The 24,213-nt window shown below is 59.4% G+C and carries 18 protein-coding genes; 6 read left to right on the plus strand and 12 right to left on the minus strand.

Features of this window, described 5'->3' with window-relative positions:
* Nucleotides 1-42: 42 nt before the first annotated feature.
* Together ACZ9GA_RS12985 and ACZ9GA_RS12990 are read right to left on the minus strand one after the other, a co-directional pair.
* Entirely contained in the window at nucleotides 43-432 is a 390-nt protein-coding gene (locus tag ACZ9GA_RS12985; RefSeq protein WP_457363734.1) for a GlcG/HbpS family heme-binding protein, read from the minus strand.
* An 83-nt stretch (nucleotides 433-515) separates the two neighbouring features.
* Nucleotides 516-1,235: an IclR family transcriptional regulator gene (locus ACZ9GA_RS12990; RefSeq protein ID WP_457362300.1), complete on the minus strand. Its 720-nt coding sequence runs from the start codon at nucleotides 1,233-1,235 to the stop codon at nucleotides 516-518.
* Nucleotides 1,236-1,619: 384 nt separating this feature from the next.
* On the opposite strand from ACZ9GA_RS12990, the gene ACZ9GA_RS12995 reads away from it, so the two are divergent.
* Nucleotides 1,620-2,924 carry a sugar MFS transporter gene (locus ACZ9GA_RS12995; protein ID WP_457362299.1) on the plus strand — a complete coding sequence of 435 codons (1,305 nt, stop codon included), beginning with the start codon at nucleotides 1,620-1,622 and terminating at the stop codon, nucleotides 2,922-2,924.
* Between the two features lie 341 nt (nucleotides 2,925-3,265).
* Nucleotides 3,266-5,701, plus strand: a complete 2,436-nt coding sequence (locus ACZ9GA_RS13000) for a membrane-bound PQQ-dependent dehydrogenase, glucose/quinate/shikimate family (RefSeq protein ID WP_457362298.1) — start codon at nucleotides 3,266-3,268, stop codon at nucleotides 5,699-5,701.
* Nucleotides 5,702-5,810: 109 nt separating this feature from the next.
* On the opposite strand, the gene ACZ9GA_RS13005 is transcribed toward ACZ9GA_RS13000, so the two are convergent.
* The 9 genes from ACZ9GA_RS13005 to ACZ9GA_RS13045 all read right to left on the minus strand — a co-directional run bounded on the left by ACZ9GA_RS13005 (nucleotide 5,811) and on the right by ACZ9GA_RS13045 (nucleotide 17,535).
* Entirely contained in the window at nucleotides 5,811-7,079 is a 1,269-nt protein-coding gene (locus tag ACZ9GA_RS13005; protein WP_457362297.1) for a DUF1479 domain-containing protein, read from the minus strand.
* A gap of 284 nt (nucleotides 7,080-7,363) precedes the next feature.
* A complete protein-coding gene (locus tag ACZ9GA_RS13010) occupies nucleotides 7,364-8,593 on the minus strand; it encodes a sugar MFS transporter (RefSeq protein ID WP_457362296.1) in 1,230 nt (409 codons plus the stop codon).
* 36 nt (nucleotides 8,594-8,629) lie between these two features.
* A complete protein-coding gene (locus tag ACZ9GA_RS13015) occupies nucleotides 8,630-9,952 on the minus strand; it encodes an MFS transporter (RefSeq protein ID WP_457362295.1) in 1,323 nt (440 codons plus the stop codon).
* Between the two features lie 68 nt (nucleotides 9,953-10,020).
* Nucleotides 10,021-11,193 carry a dihydrodipicolinate synthase family protein gene (locus tag ACZ9GA_RS13020; protein WP_457362294.1) on the minus strand — a complete coding sequence of 391 codons (1,173 nt, stop codon included), beginning with the start codon at nucleotides 11,191-11,193 and terminating at the stop codon, nucleotides 10,021-10,023.
* Nucleotides 11,168-12,808, minus strand: a complete 1,641-nt coding sequence (locus ACZ9GA_RS13025; RefSeq protein ID WP_476226460.1) for a GMC family oxidoreductase — start codon at nucleotides 12,806-12,808, stop codon at nucleotides 11,168-11,170. Before ACZ9GA_RS13025 ends, ACZ9GA_RS13020 begins: the two co-directional genes overlap by 26 nt.
* A 2-nt stretch (nucleotides 12,809-12,810) precedes the next feature.
* Entirely contained in the window at nucleotides 12,811-13,596 is a 786-nt protein-coding gene (locus ACZ9GA_RS13030) for a 3-ketoacyl-ACP reductase (protein WP_457362292.1), read from the minus strand.
* Between the two features lie 57 nt (nucleotides 13,597-13,653).
* Entirely contained in the window at nucleotides 13,654-15,165 is a 1,512-nt protein-coding gene (locus ACZ9GA_RS13035) for an aldehyde dehydrogenase family protein (RefSeq protein WP_457362291.1), read from the minus strand.
* Nucleotide 15,166: 1 nt separating this feature from the next.
* Nucleotides 15,167-15,952: an enoyl-CoA hydratase/isomerase family protein gene (locus ACZ9GA_RS13040; RefSeq protein ID WP_457362290.1), complete on the minus strand. Its 786-nt coding sequence runs from the start codon at nucleotides 15,950-15,952 to the stop codon at nucleotides 15,167-15,169.
* Complete coding sequence (locus ACZ9GA_RS13045) at nucleotides 15,949-17,535, minus strand: acyl CoA:acetate/3-ketoacid CoA transferase (RefSeq protein WP_457362289.1); 1,587 nt, start codon at nucleotides 17,533-17,535, stop codon at nucleotides 15,949-15,951. The genes ACZ9GA_RS13040 and ACZ9GA_RS13045 overlap by 4 nt, the downstream gene beginning before the upstream one ends.
* A 510-nt stretch (nucleotides 17,536-18,045) precedes the next feature.
* Between ACZ9GA_RS13045 and ACZ9GA_RS13050 the strand changes: the two genes are divergently transcribed.
* Nucleotides 18,046-19,080, plus strand: coding sequence for a LacI family DNA-binding transcriptional regulator (locus ACZ9GA_RS13050; RefSeq protein ID WP_457362288.1), 1,035 nt, complete (start codon nucleotides 18,046-18,048; stop codon nucleotides 19,078-19,080).
* On the opposite strand, the gene ACZ9GA_RS13055 is transcribed toward ACZ9GA_RS13050, so the two are convergent.
* Nucleotides 19,077-19,949, minus strand: a complete 873-nt coding sequence (locus ACZ9GA_RS13055; protein WP_457362287.1) for a helix-turn-helix domain-containing protein — start codon at nucleotides 19,947-19,949, stop codon at nucleotides 19,077-19,079. The two genes, ACZ9GA_RS13050 and ACZ9GA_RS13055, sit on opposite strands and share 4 nt — an antisense overlap.
* Before the next feature lie 344 nt (nucleotides 19,950-20,293).
* Here ACZ9GA_RS13055 and ACZ9GA_RS13060 point away from each other — a divergent pair, with 344 nt between their 5' ends.
* Genes ACZ9GA_RS13060 through ACZ9GA_RS13070 form a run of 3 tightly spaced genes read left to right on the plus strand, consistent with a single transcriptional unit; the run spans nucleotide 20,294 to nucleotide 24,169 of the window.
* Complete coding sequence (locus ACZ9GA_RS13060; RefSeq protein ID WP_457362286.1) at nucleotides 20,294-21,571, plus strand: sugar MFS transporter; 1,278 nt, start codon at nucleotides 20,294-20,296, stop codon at nucleotides 21,569-21,571.
* A gap of 46 nt (nucleotides 21,572-21,617) precedes the next feature.
* Nucleotides 21,618-22,613 (plus strand): Gfo/Idh/MocA family protein, encoded by a 996-nt coding sequence (locus ACZ9GA_RS13065; RefSeq protein WP_457362285.1) that lies wholly within the window; start codon nucleotides 21,618-21,620, stop codon nucleotides 22,611-22,613.
* A 14-nt stretch (nucleotides 22,614-22,627) separates the two neighbouring features.
* A complete protein-coding gene (locus ACZ9GA_RS13070) occupies nucleotides 22,628-24,169 on the plus strand; it encodes an FAD-dependent oxidoreductase (protein ID WP_457362284.1) in 1,542 nt (513 codons plus the stop codon).
* Nucleotides 24,170-24,213: the final 44 nt, after the last annotated feature.

Raw genomic sequence — 24,213 nt, forward strand, 5'->3', positions numbered from 1 at the left:
CGCTTATCTTCAAGACCTGTGGCCCGGAATAAGCCGCGGCCCTCAGGGACGGGCCGCTGCAACCGCAATGATCTGATCGGCTTCCACTGTTGCCCCCGAGATGCCCAGCCCTCCAATGGTCTTGCCTTGGGCATCGTGCAGTACCACGCCTCCACCGAAGCTGATCAGCCCGCCATTAGTCGCCTCCAGGGTGTAAATCGCGCCGCCCGGCCGGGCGCCCGTACCGATTTCAGCACTGTCGGTACGGAACAGCGCCGCAGTCCGTGCTTTCTTGATGGCAATATCGATTGCGCCTGGAATCGCATCGTCCATGCGCAAGAAGCCGGCGAGCAGCCCTGATGCATCGACAACGCAAATGCATACTGAAAAGCCATGTTCGTGCGCGAGGCCCTTGGCTCGGGCGATGAGATCCTCAATGTACGTTTCCACCATCAGCGCATCCCCCAGTTGGGTCAAAGGGCGCCAATCATCACGCGCGCCTCCACCCGGATGCCAGAGACCTGAAAAATTAGCCATCAAAGTTTGATCATGCCGTACAAATCGCGCATGACTACGCTTGCGATGCTTATCAATCGCGGCTCTGGCAGGCACTCAACAGGCCCTGCTACAGAAATCGCCGCCACCAACCGGCCCTGCTTGCGCAGCGGCATCGCCATGCAATTGAGCCCTGGTTCAGCCTGTTCAAGGTCCAGAGCATAACCTTGCTCGGCGATGCGGTTTAGATCGTGCTCCAGGTTGCTGGTAAGCAGTCCGGCTTTGCGCAGACTTCTTGAAAGGTCGGCGTCCAAAGCCAGAAAGACTCGACCTGTCGCTGAGGTTACCAGTGCCTCCCGCTGGCCCCGCGGGGAGCGAATCCGCATGTGGGCCGAGCCGCTGATGGCGTCGATGTAGACGTAATGGCGAGTACCGCAAGGAACGGCCAGATAACAGCTCTCGCCGGTCAGCTCGTGGAGGGCGGTCAATACGGGCGCAAAATCCCGTCGCAATGCCGTATCGGCGTCAGTCAATGGCTGAGCTACTTCACGCAGCCTGAGGCCAAGGGCGTAACGTGTTCCGTGGCGACTGACGTAGCCCATGGCACCGAGGGTGTTCAGCAGACCATGCAGCGTGCTCTTGTGCAGGCCCATAGCCGCCGCTAGGTCGACAAGGCGTGCCTCCCCCCCTGCTGCTGCAATGGCCTCAAGCACACCAAAGGCTCGCTCGACCGACTGAATACCTCTGCTCTCGTTGATCATTCAAAGCCTTGATGTCATATGGAACGGATCAGCGCAGCCTTCTGCCAAGCACCACGATGACGGGAAAACGGTGGGCCTAGTGGCCTGGATAGTATCAGCACAAGCCCGCCAAATGCCTCACGGAGCAAGCCGGGGCAATGCATGCTGGAGACGTGCCTTTCAACCCAACAATAATCAAGGTAGGCCATACCATGAACATGCAACTTTACCGGTCGTTATCGAGCATCCCCTGCTTCGTGCTGGTTGCCGCGTCTTCGCGAACAGCCAGGTAGCACCGCCCTCCATCAACGCTGCGCTCGCCTTCCATCATGTCCATCATGGGTAAGGCGCTGCACAATTTCATGTTTACGCCCTGACAAACAACAACTATCGGGAGTGGACTGCATGCACGACATACTTGTGAAACAACCGGATTTGGCCGTCAACAAGGGCGATGCCCACCGTCTGCGACTGTTTGCACTTTCCCTTTTTTTTATTTTCGGTGGCGCCACCAGCTTGAACGATGTGCTGATCCCCAAACTCAAAAGCCTGTTCAGTCTGAGCTACTCGGAAGCGATGCTTGTGCAGTCCTCGTTTTTCCTGGCTTATTTCGTTGCTTCCATCCCGGCCGGAAAGCTGATTGGGCGCATCGGCTACATGCGAGCCGCCGTTGTGGGGCTGCTCACCATGGCCACCGGCTGCCTGATGTTCATCCCCGCCGCCAAGGCCGGGCTATTCGGGGCATTTTTGCTGGCCCTCTTCGTGCTGGCCATCGGCGTGACGACCATCCAGGTAGTCTCCAACCCGCTGATCTCACTGCTGGGGTCGGCAACCACCGCCCACAGCAGAATGACGTTCGCCCATGGCGTCAATGCCGTCGGCACCACCCTGGCGCCATACCTTGGCGCAGTGCTGATCCTGGGCAGCCTCTCCGAGGCAAACCCGCAGTTCCTGTCCACTGGTGCGCTCAAGGAGTACCTAGCGCAGGAGGCTCAAGTCATCAGCAATACCTATACCGGCATCGCCCTGGCGCTGATCGCTGTCGCCATGGTGGTCTGGCAGCAGAGAGGAGTGCTGCCTGTAGTCACCGAAAGGGTAAAAGGCGGACGTAGTCACATGCTGGAGCTACTCAAACGACCTCGATTCGCATTCGGTGCCATCTGCCTGTTTGCTTACGTGGGCGCAGAAGTGGCCATCGGCAGCATATTGGTCAGCTTTTTGATGCTACCTACTACGTTGGCATTGGATGCAGCGCAGGCGGGAAAGCACATCGCGCTCTACTGGGGCGGGGCAATGCTCGGCCGATTCATCGGTGCATGGTTACTGCGCAGGTTTTCACCAGGCAAGATCATCTGCATTGCCGGTACTTGCGTGGTACTGCTGATCGTCCTAGCAGCCGCTACCACGGGCATGCTGGCCGGTTGGTGCCTGATTGCCGTCGGCCTCTTCAACTCCGTCATGTTCCCCACGATTTTCGCATTGGCCTGCGAGGGGCTAGGGAAGCGATCCGCCGAGGGCTCCGGGGTGATCTGCTGCGCCATTGTCGGCGGTGCCATAGTGCCGTTGCTGACCGGCGTTGCCGCTGATCTCACCTCGCTCGGCACAGCCCTCTTTGTTCCTGCCATCTGCTACGTAGCAATCGGGGCTTATGGATGGTGTGTTCGCCAACCGTGTCCAGCTGTTGAAAATGAAGCAGCCCGCAGCTTGTAGGACACCCTGCATGGCGTATCAACCAGCGTAAATGCCCGGTTGCAAGGATTGCCCGGGGCTCGGATGAAACTTCACGCCACAATCGTATGACATGACGGCGCAAACCGTCTAAGTCGGGCATTCCAGGCTTGATATAGTTCCCCCGCGGAAATGGTGTGGCATCCTGTCACACCCTTTTTCCGCTCAACAACGTCACACGGCACCCAACCACACCAGGGCAACAGGACACCCACCACTGCCGTCAACGTGATCAACAAATACCCTTTCTCGCAACCCAAGACGGGTGAACACCTGCCCTCTGCGAAGACGTGTTCGAGAAAATTTTATGGAAGATAATGAGAATGTCTAACCCACAAAGGGACAGGACGGCTGCGCGCTGGCCACTGATTCTGCTCTCGCTTTGCTTTGCTGTGTTCGGTGCGGCGCTTTTCGCCGGAGGTGCCTGGCTGGCGATGCTCGGCGGCTCTTGGTACTACTTGCTTGCCGGTGCAGGCCTAGTCATTTCCGGCGTCCAGTTGTTTCGCGGCAAGCGGTCGGGCGCAGGGTGGTTTGCAGCGGTCTTTTTCGCCACGCTGGCCTGGACTGTCTGGGAGCGAGGCTGGGCGTACTGGGCATGGGTGCCGCGCATGGACGTGCTGCTGGTGTTCGCCTTGCTACTGTGCGTGCTGCTTCCACGGTTGGACAATGGTCCTTCGCGCAAGCTGTCGTTCAAGCTTGCAGGTATCACTGCGGCTTTCATGGCGCTGGCCATGGGCCTGGCTTTTGCCCCGCACCAGGACACCGTGGCGGCCGGCACTGCCCCCGATAAACCATTGGTGACCAACCCGCAAACCACGACAGACATCCCCGACAGCGATTGGGCCGTCTATGGGCGCGACAAGAACGCCACTCGCTTCTCGCCACTGACGCAAATCACACCGGCGAACGTCGGTAAACTGGAAAAGGCCTGGGTCTACCGCACGGGTGCCATGACACCTTCCGACCAGATTAATGTCAGGGGCGCGGAAACCACGCCACTGAAGGTCGGTGACGGAATGTACCTGTGCTCCGCACTCAACGACATCATCAAGCTGGACCCCAATACCGGCAAGGAGATCTGGCGCTACAAGTCGGGCATCGAATATAAAAATACCCGTTTCGCCGCCACCTGCCGCGGTGTCGTGCATTACGTATCCGCGACAGTGCCTGAGGGCGGGGCGTGTCACGAACGTATTATCGAATCGACTATCAATGATGGCGTCAAAGGGTGGCGCCTGATTGCAGTAGATGCCAATACCGGAGAGGCCTGCCAGAGCTTCGGCGACAACGGCCAGGTCAACCTCCTTGCGGGTATGGGCCGAGCTGTTCCTGGCATGGTCTCCGAGGCGTCGCCTCCGCCCATCGTCAATGGTGTCATCGTGACAAACCAGGAAGTGCTGGATGGTCAACGTCGCTCTGCACCCTCGGGCGTGATCCGCGGCTACAGTGCAGAAACCGGCGAGTTGGTCTGGGCGTGGGATGTCAAGCGCCCCGACCGCAAGGGTTTGCCACCGGAGGGCGAGACCTACAGCCGCGGCACCCCTAACGCCTGGGCGGTCATGACCGGGGACGACAAGCTGGGGCTGGTCTATGTGCCCACCGGCAACTCTGCAGTGGACTACTACAGCAAACTTCGTTCGCCCGAAGAGAACGCCGTATCCTCCTCGGTGGTGGCGCTTGACGTTCATACCGGGACCGTAAGGTGGGTATTCCAGACCGTACACAAAGACGTCTGGGATTACGACATCGGTTCGCAAGCAACACTATTCGATTTCCCCGCACCCGATGGCAGCACCATCCCGGCTTTGCTGATACCGACCAAACGTGGACAGACCTTCGTACTCGACCGTGCCACCGGCAAGCCGCTGACACCCGTGGAGGAGCGCCCCGCGCCTGACCACCTGGAGATTGCCGATGACCCGCATTCGCCGACTCAACCCTGGTCCGTTGGTATGCCTCGACTGGGCAAGGACGACCTGACCGAAAAAACCATGTGGGGCCTCACCCCGCTGGACCAGATGTACTGCCGCATCCAGTTCCGCAAGGCTCGTTATGACGGTGAGTTCACGGCACCGACCTTGAGCCAGCCCTGGATCGAGTTCCCTGGCAACAATGGCGGCGTCGACTGGGGCAGCATGGCTTATGACCCGCAGAACGGTATCCTCATCTCGAACTGGAATGCCGTACCCATGTACAACCAACTGTTGTCACGGGCCGAAGCCGACCAACGCGGGCTACAGGCGTTTGATGATCCCAACTGGAAACCAGGCGGCGGCGGTGCCGAAGGTCCGGGCGCCCAGTTGGAATCTCCCTACGCGATCTCGGTGCAACCCTTTGAAGTGCCCTTCACCGGCGTGCTCTGCAACGAGCCGCCATTCGGCATGATCACCGCGATCGATATGCACACTCGCAAGGTGCTGTGGCAATCGCCTCTGGGCACCGCCCGGGCGAACGGCCCGTTCGGCATGCCAACAGGGCTGCCTGTACTGTTCGGGGTGCCCAGCAACGGTGGGCCCATCGTGACGGCGGGCGGTCTGGCGTTCATTGCCGCGGCGACCGACAACCTGATCCGCGCCATTGATCTGAAGACCGGCAAGGTGGTGTGGAGCGACGTACTCCCGGCGGGAGGGCAGGCCACACCGATGACGTATGAAAGCGGCGGCCGCCAGTACCTGGTCATTGCGCCCGGCGGGCACCACTACATGCATACCCCGGAAGGCGACTACGTGATTGCCTACGCGTTACCGAAAAACCTCTAACAACGCTGAAAAAAAGTGCCCCCTTTTGGGGGCATCTTTCCCACGGATAAAGATCACGCAGATAAAAAATGCCCCCAAAAGGGGGCATCTTCTCATTCAGGCTGATGCGTTAATCAACGCCCAGACCGTGACGCCCAATCTCATTGAGCTGCTGCACCGTGAAGCGGTCCTTCCAGGTCACCTCGTAATCCTCGCGGGGAAAATCGTACGGCGAAGCTCCCTGCTCGAATGCCTTGAAGACATCCCGCGCGTAGCGCAGGTTTTTCGGGCACATCGGCGCGGCCGGAACGTACATCACGTTGCCCCAACCCTGCTGGTCTTCAACAGGTGCAACGCTATGAATGACGTCGCAGTGCCACCAGACCGAGTCACCCGCCTGTACGTCGGGGATAGCACTCAGGCCCTTGACCAGCAGTGGGTGCCACTTCTCCGAAACCGGTAGCACCTTGCCAGGCGCTACACCGCACAGCTCGTCTTCAGGCACATCATCCAGCAACGGCCGCAACAGCATATAAGCCATCGCCGCAGGGATAGGCAGCGTATGAAGCACGCCCTGATCGGCTTTCATGTCGGAGAGCGCTGTCCACCCCTGAAAGGTCCGAAAGGCAGAACACTTGACAGTGTCCTTGTACGCGTATTCGTCCACCTCGGTACGGTGGGCCGCGTCCCAGGGGTCATACGACTTGAAGTCATTGCGATAGATCTTGTCGAACACCTTCAAGTAGGCCGGATGCAACCAGCGCTCCAGCGCACCGGAGTCGGTGTGCGGGCCCAGACCTTTGGAGCGGGTGCCTGGTGGACGCCGGCGTACCCGGTCAGGGTAAAGCGCGTTGACGTCAGGATCGAACCAGGTCTGGCCCTGGGATTGAGTTTTCCACAGACGGTTCAGGAATGATTGTGCCGTGGCCATGCGCTCATGCTGACGCAACTGCATCTGCGACTGCGACCAGTAAATAGGGAAAATCTCAGGCCTGGACGCATCCAGGCTGCCGAAGAACTGATCGACAGGGCCGCGATAGGTTTCATCGAAGGCATTCTCGTCCAGATAGTCCAACAGCGCCTTGTCCCATCCCAGGACTTGTTCGCGAGGGAAATGCCCCCGCACTACCAGGCAGCCGCGGCGCTTGATCAATGCCAGTTGATCGGCCGTCACCTCTCCGCGTGCAATGGCTTCATACTCCAGCACAGGCCAGGCGGACCCGGTAGCAGCCTCCTGTTCCCGGATGGAAGCGATCTCGCCCTCTATAAATGCGCTGACTTCGGCAAACAGCGCATTCACATCACCGATCTGCTCGCGCAAAACGCGTTTCATGGTGATCACATTGTCTTTGTAATTATCGGGAAGGTCGGCGCTTTCGAACGCCTGATAGGTCTTCATGGGAATCATCAACTCGTGTCGTTCAGGTGTACAGAATCTCGCAGGCCGGCGATGACTCTGTGGTTGCTTTAGCAGGTGCAGGCACCCTGCGGTCCGGCCAGGCCGGTTGCCCATCTTGGGCGGCGGGATTGGGAGAAGGGCATGATCTAAACCTGCGTTTTTATAATGCAGATATAGATACACCCCCGCCCGGGCAGACGGGAGTGTGGATTGGCGCGTTGTGCAATACGATTATGGCGTTCAGTATCAAGCCACCAGCAGATTCGGTTCAACCCGAAGCCAGACTAATACGCGGAAGGCTGGCGCCAGGCATACGCCGAAACTACCAGGAACCCCATCAGCGGCACGGCATAGGCCCATTCAATGGTATAGAGATCGGCGACCAGCCCCATGATACAAGGGGCGATAGCGCCGCCTACTAACGTCATCACCAGGTAGGCGCCCGCCTTTTTTGTGTGAACACCGAGGTTTTTCACGCCCATGGCAAAAATGCAGGGGTACATGATCGACATGAAATAGAACAGTGCCACCAAGGCGCACACTGAAACACGCTCTACGCCGGCTATCACGAGGACGGACAGGGCAACGTTGATCAGCCCGTATATCATCAGCATATGGCGCGGTGCGAGGAAACGCATGAGCCAAGTGCTGACAAAGCGCCCCGCCATGAACGTCAGCATGGCGATCGACAGCAGGTAGGAGGCTTTCTGACTGGTCATGTCGGGCCAATGTTCAAGCACATAGTTGATGAAAAATGCCCCCACGCCCACCTGGGCGGCCATGTAGCAAAACTGGGCAATTAAAGCGCCCGTGAAATGAGGGAATGACCAAATCGAGCGACTTGCGTCAGCACAGGTGGCATCTTCTTCAGCGACCATCTCCGGAAGCGCAGCAGCTGAAAACACCATCATGAGCATCAGCACGATGGCTGCCAGTACCACATATGTGAGCATTACCGGATCGAGGCTGAACCCAGCCATGGAAATCGGCGGGGCGAAAAACAGTGCACCGCCGATCAAGGGGCCAATAAAGACTCCCAGGCCATTGAACGACTGTGCCAGGTTGAGCCGGCGTTCAGCCGTAGCGGCTGAGCCCAGTACGGCTGCGTAGAGGTTGGCCGCCGTTTCCAGACAGCCTAGCCCGCAGGCCAGTACGAACAATGCCAACAGAAACGCTGAAAACGTGCCCAGTGCTGTCGCAGGCATGAACATCAACGCCCCCAAGGCGAAGAGCCCAAGCCCAACCAGAATCCCTGCCTTATAGCCGCGCCGCTCCATGAAAATCCCTATAGGCAGCGCAACGACGAAGTAGGCCCCGAAATAAACGGCCTGGATCAGCCCGGACTGGGCCTTTGAAACGTTCAACGTATCCTGGAAATGCTTGTTGAGCACATCGAGCATGCCGTGTGACAGCCCCCACAGCAGGAACAGCGTGGTGACCAGCGTAAGGGCGAACCGTTGAGAACTCACAGCCCGGGCAGGCTGATGGGTCCTTAGCGCAACAGAATGATTCATGGGCACCTCTTGTCGTACTGTCGGTTGTTGAGCGCGTCAGGAGTTAATGTCGGTGTTGCGTGTTTCCGGGGCGAAAAACGTTGCCACGAAGGAAATGCCTGCCAGCACCACGATATAGGTCGCCACGGGCCAATAGTGGTTGTCCGCTGCACTCAACAGGGCAGCCGCCACAAAGGGGGCGATGCCACCAGACGCCAAAGCGGCAAACTCCTTGCTCACCGCAATGGCGGTGTAGCGATAACGTGCATCGAACAATTCCGGGAAGTAGGCGGCTTGCACCGAATACATGCCGAAGGCCCCTATGCTGATGGCCACAACCATGCTCAGTACAATCAGACGGGGGTCAAGCGTATCGAAAAGCCAGAACGCCGGAAAAGCCCACAGCGCCGCGATCAGCGACGTAACTCGGTACATCAACCGACGCCCCAGGCGATCCGACAGGTAACCCACCAGCGGGATGGTAAAGATCGCCAACGCTGCGGCGCACATCAGCCCAAGCGTGCCGACTGATTTGTCCACCAGCAGCACCTTGACCAGGTAACTGAGGGCGAATACCTGGTACAGGTAAGACGTGCCGTTTTCACCAACCCTCAGGCAACAGGCGATGACTAGGTTTTTACGTGAGTAACGCAGCAGATTCTTCACCGGTTGTTTGCTGGCAAGCTTTTTGCGCTTCATGTCCTCGAACACCGGGCTTTCCTTGACGCGCAACCGGATGAAAACGCCCACCCCAATCACCACCGCGCTGAACAGGAATGGAATCCGCCAGCCCCAGGCGAGAAACTGGTCCTGAGGCATCATCTGGACCACGGAAAACATGCCGGCGGCCAGCAGGATGCCAATGATAATCCCGGCAAACGGCAGCGATGCGTAGAAACCTCGGGTTTGTCTCGGCGCGAACTCCGCCACAATCAGCGAGGCACCTGCTTGCTCCGCCCCGGAGCCAAACCCTTGCAGCAGCCTCATGACCACCAGTAGCCCGGTTGCCCAGGGACCTATCTGCGAATACGTAGGCAATAACCCGATCAACAGCGTTGAAATACCCATCAGCAGCACAGTCGTGACGAGCACGAATTTGCGGCCCTTGCGATCGCCGATGCGACCGAAAAACAAGCCACCGAATGGCCGTGCTACGAACCCGACCGCGTAGGTCGCGAAAATGGCCAGCAGCGCCGACACCTTGTCGAGCCCTGGGAAGAACAGTTCGGAAAATACCAGCGCCGAAGCGGTACCGTAGATGGAAAAGTCATACCACTCCATGGCACTACCGGCGATGCTCGCCAGAATGACGCGGTGCAAATCCTTTTTATCGACGGTTGTTGCGGTCGTCGGCGCAATACCAGCAGCTATGGTGCTCATCGAAGGCCCCTTTTTGTTGTTTTGGGTAAGAACGCAAGGCCTGTTCTCACAGGCCTCGCTTGCAGAACTTAACCGGTGATGCCGCCACACACAGCCGCCAACCCTTTCATGCGCTCGACCGCCAGTTCTGGACGGATAAGTACGCCCGCCTGATCAGCCAGGCGAAATACCTCGCTGTAGTGGGACAGCGAACGCGCCGACTGCAGGCCGCCGAGCATACTGAAGTGATCCTGATGGCCATTGAGCCAGGCCAGTAGCACCACCCCAGCCTTGTAGTAGCGTGTCGGTGCCCGGAAAATTTCCCGCGACAGCGCCACCGTCGGGTTCATCAGCGCGTGGTAGCACGCCACATCACCGTCGGTAAGGGCCGCCAGTGCATGGGCCGCAACCGGAGCGATGGGGTCGAAAATACCCAGCAACGCATGGGAATGGTGAGTGGCATCGCCGGCAATGAGCTCGCCGAAATTAAAGTCGTCCCCGGTGTACAGCTTCACCCCTGCCGGCAGACGGCGACGCAACTCGATCTCCCACTCGGCTTCGAGCAGGGAGATCTTGATGCCGTCGACTTTGTCGACATTGGCCTCGATGATCGATAGCACAGTATTCATGGCTGTCGGTACATCAGTGCTGCCCCAATAACCGCGCAGGTTGGCGTCGAAGGCCTCGCCCAGCCAGTGCAGCACGACTTTTTGGCGAGCCTCGCCCAGCAGGGTGGAGTAGACCTTCTCATAGTCCTCCCCGTCCTTGGCCACGGCGCACAGTGCCCGGCTGGCCATCAGGATGGCGCTACCGCCAACGCTGTCGACGACTTCAAACTGTTCGCGATAGGCGCGCAGCACTTCGTCCAGGGTGGTCGATGGGGTTACGACCAGTTGGTCGGTACCTACTCCACAGCTCAATTCCGCGCCGTCGATCTGGCGGGCATGGGTGACACTGCGGCGAATCAGTTCGGCCGACTCGTTCCAGCCCAGGCCCATGCCCCGCTGGGCGGTGTCCATGGCTTCGGCCACCTTGAAGCCCAAGCTCCACAGATACTCGCGGAAGCCCAGGGTCTTATCCCAGTCGATGGCGACGGTTTGGTCCCAGGGATTGGCCGGTCGTGCAGCATCGACCACCACGTGGGCCGCTGCGTAGGCAATGCGGCTCAGCGGGCGTTTTTTGAATTCGGCAAATGGCGCATCAGCGTTTTCCAGGCTGTAGCGTTCAACACTGCCATCAAGCGTGGGCAACAGAATATTCACGGGTCTTCTCCTCTGAATGGGGGGCCTTGCCAAGAATATGATCCGCCGCTTTTTCGGCGATCATGATGGTCGGGGCATTGGTATTGCTGCTGTTCACACGCGGCATGATCGAGGCGTCCACCACGCGCAGGCCCTCGATGCCATGCACCTTGAGGTCAGTAGAAACGACTGAGTCGTCATCGCTGCCCATCCGGCAGGTGCCCACCGGGTGGTGGTCGGTCTTGGCATTGGCGCAGGCGTAGTCGAACAACTGCGCGTCGGTGAGCACATCCAGCCCGGGCAAGCGCTCGACCTGCACAAAGCGTTTGAGCGCAGGCTGGGAAAGGATCTCGCGGACCAGCCGCAACCCCTTGAGCGACATGTCGCGGTCATAAGGGTCGGCGAAATAGTTCGGGTCGATCAGCGGCGCGTCCGCCGGGTTGCTGCTGGCCAGCCGCACCGTGCCCCGCGAGCGAGGCCGCAGGAATGCGGAGTTGAGGGTCACCCCTGGATGGGTCATCTGCGCCACGCCGGCCTCGATACCCGAGCCAAGCCCCAGGTGGAACTGGATGTCGGGGGAACGTGCTGCCGGGTCGGCGTACCAGAAACCGCCCGTTTCAAAAAGGCTGGAGGCCACGGGCCCTTTCTTCAGCAACAAGTACTGAAGGCCAGCCCACGCAGCCATGTGTGGTTTGCCATACGGATCGTAGGTGTGATTGCCGGTGCACTCGGCGATGGCGAACAGATCCAGGTGATCCTGCAGATTGCTACCGACACCGGGCATGGCATGTTCGACTTTGATCCCCACTTCCCGTAGGTGGTCGGCCGGACCGATGCCCGATTGCATCAACAATTTGGGCGAGCCGATCGCACCACTGCTGACGATCACCTCGCGCGCGGCGCGGTGAAAAACTACCTGACCATTGGGCTGGACTACTTCCACCCCAACGGCACGTCCATGCTCAAGCACCACGCGACGGGTGAGCGCATTGAGCACCACCGTCAAATTGGCCCGGCCCATTGCCGGACGCAGGTAGGCCACTGACGTCGAGGAACGCTGCGCGTTGTATTGCGTGAGCTGGTAATAACCCAGGCCGTCCTGGGCCGCGCCGTTGAAGTCCGGATTGAAAGGAATTCCCAGCTCCTGACCAGCCTGGAAGAAGGCTTCGCAGATGGGCAATGGGCTGATGGGATTGGAAACCCCCAGCGGCCCTTGATAACCGTGATACTGATTGGCGAACCGTTGATTGTTTTCAGCCCGCTTGAAGTACGGCAGCACGTCCTTGTAGGCCCAACCGAGGGCCCCACACTCGCTGGCCCATTCGTCATAATCCGCCGCTGCACCGCGGGTATAGATCTGCGCATTGATGGATGAACCGCCGCCGATGACCTTGGCCTGTGTAAATCGCAGCACGCGGTTCTTCAAGTGCTTCTGAGGCACCGTCTCCCAGCCCCAGGAGCCCCTGCCTTTGGTCATCTTCGCAAACCCTGCGGGCATGCTGAACAGAGGATGGCGGTCGCCGCCGCCCGCCTCAAGCACCAGTACATTGTTGCTGGGATCTTCGCTGAGCCGGTTGGCAAGCACACAGCCTGCCGAGCCGCCGCCCACAATGATGAAGTCGTATGTCATGGCCATGCTCACAACCGGGGGATAGCGAGGCCGCCATCAGCGTGGATGACGGAGCCGGTGGCGAAACCGAACTGCCCACCGGCCAGTGCACTGACGATGGCGGCAATGTCGCTGGTTTCCCCCCAGCGGCCCATGGGTACCAAGCCGTCCCTGAAGCGCTGCTCGTACTTGTCGGCGACCCCGGCGGTCATGTCGGTACGAATCACGCCGGGCCGGACCTCGAACACCCCTACTCCCTCAGTCGCCAGACGCAGGGCGAACAACTTGGTGGACATCCCCAGCGCAGCCTTGGACATGCAGTACTCGCCCCGTTCCGGCGAGGCCATGTCAACGCTAACGCTGGAGACCGTGATAATGGAGCGTGCGTGCCCCGAGGGACTGTCCAGCATAAGCCGGGCTACTTGCTGTGTGAGGAAGAACGTGCCACGCAGGTTGGTTTCCAGCACGACATCAAATGCCTCTGGCTGCATGGCCAGCAGGTCGCCACGCGAGGGTGAGCCGATGCCTGCATTGTTGACCAGGCAATCAATCGTGCCGCCCCAGGCTTTGACTCGCGTCAACAAGGCCGAATGCGCCTCCAGACTCTGCAGCTCGCTGGCCACGGCCAGGCCACGCCCGCCCACGGTTTCAATTTGCGCGCACAACTGTTGGGCCATTTCATCTTCATTACGACAGGTAAACGCCACGTCGTAACCGTCCTGCGCCAGACGCAGCACAATGGCGGCACCGATGCCCCGTCGGCCACCGGTAACCAGGGCGATGGGACGTTGAGTAGAATTGTTATTGTTTGTCATGGGTGCATTCTCAATAGATTGGAACGTTCCAATTTTCGTTCAAGTCAACGCTACGCGTTACTTTGGGAGCCACCAGTTTTGCCGCTCACCCATGTGCAGTTGGATGGTCTTCTGCTCGGTGTAGTCTTCGACCGCATTAAGGCCCAATTCACGTCCAAGGCCCGAATCACCGAAACCGCCGAAGGGTAACTCGGGGAAGCCGTCCAGGAAGGTATTCACCCACACGGTGCCCGCGTCGATCTTGCGAGCAGCCTTCAGGCACACATCAATGTCCTTGCTCCACACGGCGGCCGACAGCCCATAGCAGGTATCGTTGGCAAGCGCGATCGCTTCATCCAAGGTCGAGAAGGTGAGCACCGCCAGCACCGGCCCGAAGACCTCCTCGCGGGCGAGCGTCATCTGCGGGGTCACGCCGGTAACGATGGTGGGTTGCAGGTACATGCCCCGTTCGCTGGGCTCGCGATCGCCTCCCAGGCTGATAGTCGCACCGGCACTTCGGGCCTCGTCGATCGCTGCCTGAATGCCCCCCAACTGAACCTCACTGATAATCGCGCCGACCTTGACGTCCGGATGCAGTGGATCACCGACCGGCACCTGGCGCGCACGCTCGATCACCGCATCGCTGAAGCGTTGGGCGATGTCCTTGTGCACCAGGATACGGCTACCGCTATTGCAGCATTCGCCCGCATTGAAATACACGCCAAACACCACCGCATCGACCGCAGCGTCCCAATCGCAGTCAGGGAAGATGATCTGCGGATTTTTGCCGCCCAGTTCCAACGACACCTTTTTCAATGCCGCCCCCGCTTCTGCGGCAATCAGGCGCCCTACCCGCGTGGACCCGGTGAACGACACCATGTCGACGTTGCTGTGCCCCACCAATGGCTGACCAACCGCCGGCCCCATACCGGTGACGATATTGACAACACCTTTGGGGAGCCCCGCCCCAAGCAGGATTTCACCGAGCATCAAAGTGGTGCCGTTGGTAAGCTCGCTCGGTTTGATCACTGCAGTGCAGCCGGCGGCCAGGGCAAACGGCAGCTTCTGACTGAGAATCCAGATCGGGAAATTCCACGGGGTAATCATCGAAACAACGCCCACCGGTTGGCGCAGCACAATGCCAAGGGTCGATTCGCCAAGATTGTTGTAGCTTTCGCCGTGCAGGGTACGCGCCAGGGAAGCCGCGTATTTCCACAGGTCAACACAGCCACTGACTTCACCGCGTGCCTGACTCAAGGGCTTGCCGGTTTCCAGGCACTCAATCAGGGCCATTTCCTCCACCCGGGCCGAGATGCCCTCGGCAACCTTGAGCAATATCTCGGCACGGTCGCGCCCAGACATATTGGGCCAGGTGCCTTCGTCAAAGGCTGCGCGCGCGGCATCCACTGCACGCTCGGCATCGGCGGCACCGGCATCCGGGTATACCCCGACCACCACATCATGCGCGGGGCTCAGACGCTCGGCCTTGGCGCCATTGTGGGCATCACAGAGTTCGCCATTGATAAGCATGCGGCCCTGGTAGGGCTTGCCGATCACTTGTGTGCTGTCGTCGACTGTCAAAAACTTCATTTCAAACCCCTTGGTAATCAGCTGGACGACGCTCGTTGAAGCTGGCCAAGCCTTCTTTGGCATCGAGGGTGGTGGCCGCAAGCGCGCCAGCCATCCCTTCAAGTACGGCGGCGACATTGATGCCGTTACCGGCATCAATGAGTTGTTTGGTCAATTGCACTGAGATAGGCGCCTGTTTGGCGATCTGCCCGGCGATTTCCAACGCCTGCTGCAGCGCGGTACCCGGTTCGCAAATGTCCTGCACCAGGCCGATCCGCTGAGCCTCAGTGGCGTCAATGCGGCGCCCCGTCAACGCCATGAGCTTGACCTGGCTGGGGCCGATCAACTTCACCAGGCGCTGGGTCCCCGACCATCCGGGGCAGGTAGCGATGCCGGCTTCAGGCAACGCGAAAGTCGCCGTGAGCTCTGACACACGAATATCCGTGGTGGCCAGTAACTCAAGGCCGCCACCAAAAGCATGGCCATTGATCGCCGCAATCACGGGCAGACGCAGGTTGGCCCACGCGTCGAATACGCGGTGGCCGTCCCGTACCCATTGACGCCACATATCCAACGGCTGCAGCCCCGACCACACGCGGATATCGGCACCGACGCAGAATGCCCGATCGCCACTGGCGGTCAGCACCACAGCGCGCAGGTCAGTGCGCTTGTCCAACTCCTGCGCTATCTGCCCCAGTTGAGCGATCATTTCCGGGGTCAGTGCATTGAGCTTCGCCGCACGTTCCAAGCGCACGACAGCAATCAGCCCCTGAACTTCCAGGGAAACAAATCCTTCGGCCGGGCTCATGGGCGTAGCTCCTTAAGTTGCAGCCCCATCGGACCTTCCGTGAACAAACGTGGGTCCATGACTTTGAGGTCGTCGGCCACCAGCAGCGCGAACTCCGCCTGAGCCAGCACGTCCCGTTCAAGGTCGATGCCCGGGGCGATCTCAGTCACGACAAGGCCATCCGCCGTGAGTTTCATCACACAGCGCTCGGTCACGTAGGTCACGTCCTGGCCCCGCTGCAGTGCCATGCGACCGCTGAAGGTGACGTGATCGACGTCCTGGACCAGCTTGCGGGATTTACCGTCCTGCTGGATCGCCAACTGCCCCTCGGCGACGGACTGCTTGGCACCTGCGGTGAAAAAGCCCGAGAACACGATGCGCTTGGCGTGAGTCGTGATGTCCACGAAACCTCCGCAGCCTGCGGTCAGGTATGGCTTGCCCGGCAGCTTGGAGACATTGACGTTGCCATAGCGGTCGATTTGCAGAAACGAAAGCAGGGTCAGGTCGAAGCCACCGCCCTGGAAGTAGGTGAACTGTGCGGAGGATGGCATGATCGCATCGGCGTTCGCTGCACATCCGAAAGCGAAGCCAAGCAGCGGCATCCCCCCTACGGCACCCTGCTCAATGACCCAGGTTGCATCGCCGTTGAAACCCTCTTCCAGCAGGATACGCGGCACGTTGGCCGAAATGCCGAAGCCCAGGTTGACCGCCATGCCCTTTTCCACCTGCATCGCCGCCCGACGCGCGATGACTTTCTCTGCGCCCCACGGCGCGAATTCGAATGCCGACTCCGGCTGCTGGATCTCGCCGCTGATGGCCGGGTCGTACACCACCTGCGTAGTCTGCATCTGATCCGGTGCCACAACGATGTGGTCGACCAGATTACAAGGCACGTGCACATCGTGGGGTTTCAACGAGCCTGCACGCACTACGCGTTTCACCTGCGCGATGACAATGCCACCGTTGTTGCGTACCGCCAGCGCCTGGTCGAGTGCCCCCAACAGGCCACCTTCGTGTTCGTATGACAGGTTGCCTCGCTCATCGGCGGTGGTCGCCCGAATGATTGCCACGTTAGGCACGATGGTCGGAAAGAACAGCCAGTCCTCTCCCGCAAACGCGACTTTCTTCACGATCGCCTGCTCGGATGCCAACGCGTTCATTGCACACCCCTGGCGAGCGGGGTCGGCAAAGGTGTCCAGGCCGACCTTCGTCAGCACGCCTGGGCGCTTGGCAGCGGCATCCTTGTGCAAATCAAACAGAATGCCGCTGGGGACGTTGTACGCGGCAATCTCATTGTCGGTGATCATGCGCCAGATTTCGGGCATGGGCAGCGACGATGGACCGCTTGGGTAAGACCCGGCGAGCACCGTGTTGATCATGCCTGGCTGAGCCAGGTGCTCGATCCCCTTGATGCCATACATGTCGCCGGCAGCAATGGGGTGCAGCATGGTCAGCCCGGCAGGATGGGCCGTTTCGCGGTAGCGCTGGCCCAGGGCAGCGAGCACTGAGTCCGGGCATGCAAGCCCACTGGACGAGCTGACGGTCACAGTGTCGTGGTCGTGGATCAGGCCGGCGGCCTGTTCAGTAGTGATGAGCTTTTTCATAAATCCTTGCGCCGTTTGAGTTCAAGTGGCAGCCCCGTGAGTTAGTGCCGGGGGCTGAAAGCGGAACAATTTGCGTGCAGCGCCAGCCCCAACGCCCCGGCGAAAGGATCGGCAGAGTAGGCAGAATGGGGGGTGGGAACAGGCGCATTGCCTGCGGACAAACCGCGGAATATGGCGGAGGCCCACTGCGCGCACACACGCAGGCAGGGGACCAGAAGCTGAGAGGAAAAAGGCTTCATGGAAATCACCGATTATTTTTATTCAATCGTTCCAAACTGTTTTTGGAACGTTCCAAAAATGTAATTTGTGGAATCATGACTGTCAACACCTTCCTCGCATCGACGTCGTCTGCGCTACGCACGACGATGCTGAAAATGGCAGGCTGAGGGCGGGTAAAGGGCTTTCAGTTGGCAAAGCGGTCAAGATCCTGCTGGCCGTGCCACCGCAAAAATTGGTACGTTTGGAACGTTCCGGCCGCAGTCGGTAGCTGCCCCACGCAGAGATCTCCAGTTGACCAAGTCCCAGATCGAAGAAAAAGCCACCATCAATGACATTGCCAAAGCCAGTGGCGTGTCAAAGTCCACCGTGTCCCTGGTGCTGAACAACAGCCCTCTGGTACGCCCCTCTACCGCAGAGAAAGTGCGAGTGGCCGCCGAACAGTTGGGGTACGTCTACAATCGCAGCGCCGCCAACCTGCGCCAAGGTGTCAGCAACGTCATCGGCATGGTGGTCAATGACCTCAGCAACTCATTTTTCGTAGAGTTACTGATCGGGGCCGAGCGCAAGCTGCTGGAATCGAGCTATATCACCCTCCTCGCCCACACGGCCGAGGACCAGGGCCTGCAACGCCAGGTACTGGCCTCGATGCGCGAAAACAAGGCTGCGGGCATCATCATCTGTCCAACGTTCGAGACACCACCGGACCTGGTGGAGTCGTTGAGACAATGGGGCATGCCGTTCGTGACCGTCATGAGGGCGCTGGGCGATGAAGCGACCGACTTTGTTGGCTGCGATAACTACCTCGGGATACAAATGGCTACTCAGCACTTGGTTGACCTTGGCCACTCAGACATCGCCTTCATAGGGCGCAACAGTACCTACGCGGTAAGCCTTGAGCGACTTAAAGGCTACAGCGAGTGCCTGCTCGAGAACGGCATCACGCCCAACCCCGACTGGATGGTGGAGACCCCGATCAACCTTGAGGGCGGGCGCGCTGGCATGAGCCAGTTGCTGGATCTACCTCAGCGGCCCACCGCAGTAGTGTGCTACAACGATGTGATTGCCACAGGTGCCTTGAATGAGATGGGCAATCGAGGCCTCAAGGCAGGTACGGATATCGCAATCATGGGCAGTGATGGGGTGGCGGCCTCAGCTTATTGCAATCCACCCCTGTCCACCATGGCGTTGGAACCGGAGCACCTGGGTGAAGTCGCCAGCGAAATGCTGTTGGCAAGGCTTAAAAACCCTGACGCTCCACCCATGAAATACCTGCTCAAGCCTCGCCTTATCGTACGCGAGACCTGCGGTGGGAAGGCATTGGCCTAGCGAAAATGCCGGCCATGCTGTCGGCGGAATTCGGTGGGGGTAACGCCTTTCTGTGCCTTGAACTGGCGGTTGAAAAAAGCCAGGGAGGAGTAACCGACCTCCTCGGACACCGCCGAAATGATCGCGCTGCCTTCCAGCAGTAGCGCGCACGCCCTCCCTACACGAAGCCGAGCGATGTAATCCAGCGCAGTGCTGCGGGTATGGCGGCGAAACATGCGGTGGAACGCCGACACGCTGACGCACGCCATCTGCGCCAGTTCCGGAATGGTGACCGGGTCTGCGTAGTGCGCATGGATGTAATCCAGAACGCGATGAATGCGTGGATCTTCACTCATGATGTCAGCCGTGGCCGCCCCCTGCACGGGTACGATACGTTGGGCGTTGGTATCCTGAATCAGCTGGGTCAACACATGCAGGAGCGAGACCAGCCGCTGGGGATCATCCTGATCGACCATTGCTTCAATTGTAGGCTGCAGCTGGCGCGCAAAATCAGGACTGAAAGTTAGTGCACACTGAGCAGCAGCCAGCAGATTGCGCAATTGCCCCAGCTCGGGAAACAGCCCCACCAGAGATTGCGCCCACGCCTCGGAGAACCAGATCACCAACGCCACATGCGGTTCGGCAGGATCGATCAGCTCGGCGGAGCACCAGCTGTGAGGGACATTGGGCCCCACCAACGTCAAATCACAGTCGTCATAGCGCTGCACGTCGCTGCTGATGTACCGGTGCCCCCGGCTGTTAAGGGTTAGGGTCAACTCATATTCGGGGTGATGATGCCATTCGAACGGGATCTCATCGGCCAGACGCCTGTTGAGCAGCGACCATGACGCATTGGGCGGGGTCGGCACCTTCTCGAAACTGGGTTTCATACCGCTAATTCCTACGTTTCCTGCATGGGTATAGGCGATCTGCGCCACAATCGTACCACTCAACGCGAGTTCTCACACTCCCCCTTTCGCCGCGATGGAGGCATCCTGACGTCCGCTGATCGCTAAAAACAATAAGTCCGATACAGGTGAAACATGAATATTCCCACCAGTCTCATCCCCCCATTTGGCAGGCCGCTCCGTCAAAGCAACGAGCACCATAGCCAGGCCATCCAGAGCAACTCTAACCAATAACCTGGGGCGCTCGCACTGTTCCTGGCAGGCCATCCGAGCACGCAGGACACCCAGACTTTTCTCGACCAACAACAATAGAGGGAGTGGCCATCATGCATGGGACATTCACCGCAAAAAACGAAACAACTCACCTTGCGCATAACAACACTCAACGGCTGAGTCTGTTTGTTTTTTCACTTTTTTTTATCTTCGGCAGTATTACCAGTCTCAATGACGTACTGATTCCCAAGTTGAAAAGCCTGTTCAGCCTCAGTTATGCCGAAGCCATGTTGGTACAGTCCTCTTTCTTCCTGGCTTATTTCATTGCCTCCATACCCGCCGGCTTGCTCATTGCCAGGATCGGATACATGCGTGCCGCAGCCATTGGCCTCCTGACCATGGCTGCGGGCTGCCTGCTGTTCATACCCGCCACCCAGGTGGGTCTTTTTGGCGCCTTCCTGGGCGCCCTTTTTATCCTGGCAACCGGCGTGACAGTGGTCCAGGTGGTGTCAAATCCGTTGATCTGCCTGCTTGGGTCCCCGACAACGGCGCATAGCCGAGTCACCTTTGCCCACGCCTTCAACTCCCTGGGTACCACGGTAGCCCCCTATCTTGGTGCGATTCTCATCCTGGGTTCAATCAACGAAATCGACCCCTCCTCTCTTTCGCCGACTGCCCTGACAGCCTTCCTTGCCAAGGAAGCCGAAGTCATCAGCAACACGTACGCCGGGATCGCGCTGGCGCTGCTGGCGGTGGCCATGGTTGTGTGGCAACAACGCAAGCAGCTTCCCGCCAGCACAAACCCCCAGCGCGCCAATCCGCTGGCAGCGCTCAGCCTGCTGAAACAGCCCCGCTTTGCCTTGGGCGCTGCCTGCCTCTTCTTCTACGTCGGCGCCGAAGTTGCGATCGGTAGCCTGTTGACCAACTTCCTCATGCTGGACTCCACGTTCGGCTTCAACGCCGAGCTGGCCGGCAAGCATGTCGCCTACTACTGGGGCGGAGCCATGGTCGGTCGTTTTATCGGCGCAGCGCTGTTGCGTCATGTGGCGCCGGGCAAACTACTGGCCGGGGCCGCTTCCCTGGTGATCGTGCTGATCGCCATCGCGGCCAATACCACCGGCAGTACGGCAGGCTGGTCAATTCTGGCAATCGGCTTGTTCAATTCGGTGATGTTCCCGACCATCTTCGCCCTGGCTTCCGAAGGGCTGGGCGCACGTGCTGCCCAAGGTTCCGGGCTGATCTGCTGCGCCATCGTCGGCGGCGCGATCATTCCTCCACTCACCGGCCTGGCTGCGGACCTGAGCAGCCTTTCCTGTGCCCTCGTTGTGCCTGCCGTCTGCTACGGCGCCATTGGGTTCTACGGCTGGTACGCACGCCGCGCCGCCGCCTAATACTGAAATGTTCACTCTAAACAATTACAATAGGAGAACTATCAAAATGAAATGGGGACTGATCGGCGCCAGCACGATTGCCAAGGAATGGGCCATTGCCGCAATTCGCAGCATTGGCGATGACGTCATTGCAGTTGTGAGCTCAGACGAAAAACGGGCCAGAGAATTTGCCCAGCAACAGGGAATCGCCCACTACAGTACAGACATCAACGCACTGCTCGAAAACAACGACATTCAAGCAGTGTATATCTCCACTAAAAATCACCTTCATAAAGAGCAGTCCCTGCTGGCTATCAAGGCCGGCAAACACGTCATGTGCGAGAAGCCTCTTGCCCTGAGTGTCGAAGATGCGCAGGAGATGGTGACTGCGGCCAAAAAGGCGGGGGTGGTGTTTGCCACCAACCACCATCTACGCAATGCCGCCAGCCACACCGCGCTGCGCCGGGCCATTCAGGGCGGACTGATTGGCCGACCGCTGGCCGCCAAAGTGTTTCACGCCGTCTCGCTGCCGGCGAGCCTGCAAGGCTGGCGCATTGCCGACAGCGCCAATGGCGGTGGCGTGATCCTGGATATCACGGTGCACGACACCGACACACTGCGTTATGTCCTCAACGATGACCCCGTGGAAGTCACGGCGCTGACTCAGACTGGCGTGCTCAGCCAGTCAGGCCTGGCGGAATCGGTCATGGGGGTGATGCGCTTCAAGTCCGGCCTTATCGCACAGTTCCATGATTCCTTCACCGCCAAGCATGCACACACCGGCCTGGAAATAATCGGCACCGAAGGCACGCTGATCGCCAGGGATGTCATGACCCAGCAGCCAATCGGGGAGGTTTGTCTGGTCAATGCTGAGGGCACGCGAAAGCTGATTCTTGAGCACGTCAACCTCTATGAGACTGGCTTCCGAGCCTTTGGCGAGGCCGTCGCCGGGCGCTCCGAGCCCGCTGCCACAGGCCAGGACGGCGTGTGGTCACTGGCCACCGGTATCGCCGTGGTCGAAGCGGCCCGAACTGGACGGACCACGCCTGTCGTCATCGCTTGAGGCTCGGAGGCAACATGGACCAATACCCTGAAATATTGATCATCGGCTCCGGTATCGGCGGGGCAACCGTCGCCGCCGGGCTAGCCGCGAGCGGCGTTAGAATCACCGTGCTTGAAGCCGGGGAGCACCTTGTACCGCAAGCGGAGCAACGTGACCAACGCGCCATCTTTCAGCGCCAATACTTTCGCCCCAAAGAGTCCTGGTACGAAGAAGACGGCACGCCTTTCACCCCCGGTAATTATTACAACGTGGGGGGTAACTCAAAGTTTTATGGTGCAGTCCTGGCCCGGTATCGCCGGGAAGACTTTGATGCCATGGAACACCTTGAAGGCACCTCGCCCGCCTGGCCGTTCACCTATGATGAACTGGAGCCGTGGTACAGCCGTGCTGAAACGCTTTACAAGGTACGCGGTGCGCATCAGCAGAATCCCACCGAGCCCTTCCACTCCAGGCCCTACAGCTATCCGCCTGTTCCGGACGAACCTGCGATTGCCATGGTTCGCGAGCGCCTGACCACAGCGGGGCTGCGTCCCTACTCCCTACCGCTAGGTGTCGATATAGAACAATGGCTGAGCAATCGGTCGACGCCTTGGGATGCTCACCCTCATTGCAACGATGGGAAGATGGATGCCGAGACCGCTGCGCTGTCGGCAGCCCTGAAGTTTGATAACGTCACTCTGATAACGGGTGCCCGTGTCGTGGCATTGAGAACACAGGAGCGCAATGGTCCCATCACTGAAGTGGAGTATGTGCGAGCAGGCAAAACCGTCACGCTGAACCCCAACCGCGTTATCCTCAGCGCTGGTGCTGTTCAATCCGCCGCGTTGCTGCTTCGCTCGGCCGATAAAAACCACCCTGACGGGTTGGCCAACAGCTCCGATCAAGTGGGCCGCAACTTCATGAATCACAATGCCTCAGCCGTTATCGGCTTCAGTCCGTGGTTCAAAAACACTTCGGTCTACCAGAAGACGTTTGGCATCGATGACTTCTATCTGCAAGATGGCAAGGGCGGACCGCCCTTGGGCAATATCCAACTACTTGGCCGGGTTTCTGGCGCGATTCTCAAGGGCAGCATGCCGAGCGCTCCGCAATGGCTGTTAAACCGGCTGAGTGGCCACAGCATAGATTTCTATGCCATGAGCGAGGACTTGCCCTGCCCTGAAAACCGCGTCACGGTAAAAGGCGACCGGATCACACTGAAGTGGGAACGAACCAACTGGAAGGCTCACCTGGCCCTGGTCGCGGCGCTCAAGGCAGCCTTGAAACAAGCTGGCTTCCCTATCACACTCAGCCGCCCCTTCGATCGCCGTACGCCTTCACACCAGTGTGGCACGGCCAAAATGGGCACTGATCCGCGGACGGCCGTGGTGGATACCTTCTGCCGGTCGTTCGACCACACGAACCTGTTTGTGGTGGACGCAAGCTTCTTGCCCACATCCGCCGCCGTCAACCCATCGCTGACCATTGCCGCGCAGGCCCTGCGGGTGGCCGACCATATCATGACGACGGACCTGGGCGTCACCAGCCGTGAGGATGCGACAACCGAATTGGCGTAAGCCTGTGATGTCGCTGCCGTCAGGGTGCGTCTCGCGGTGCGACG

The organism is Pseudomonas sp. TE3644, from assembly GCF_056278815.1.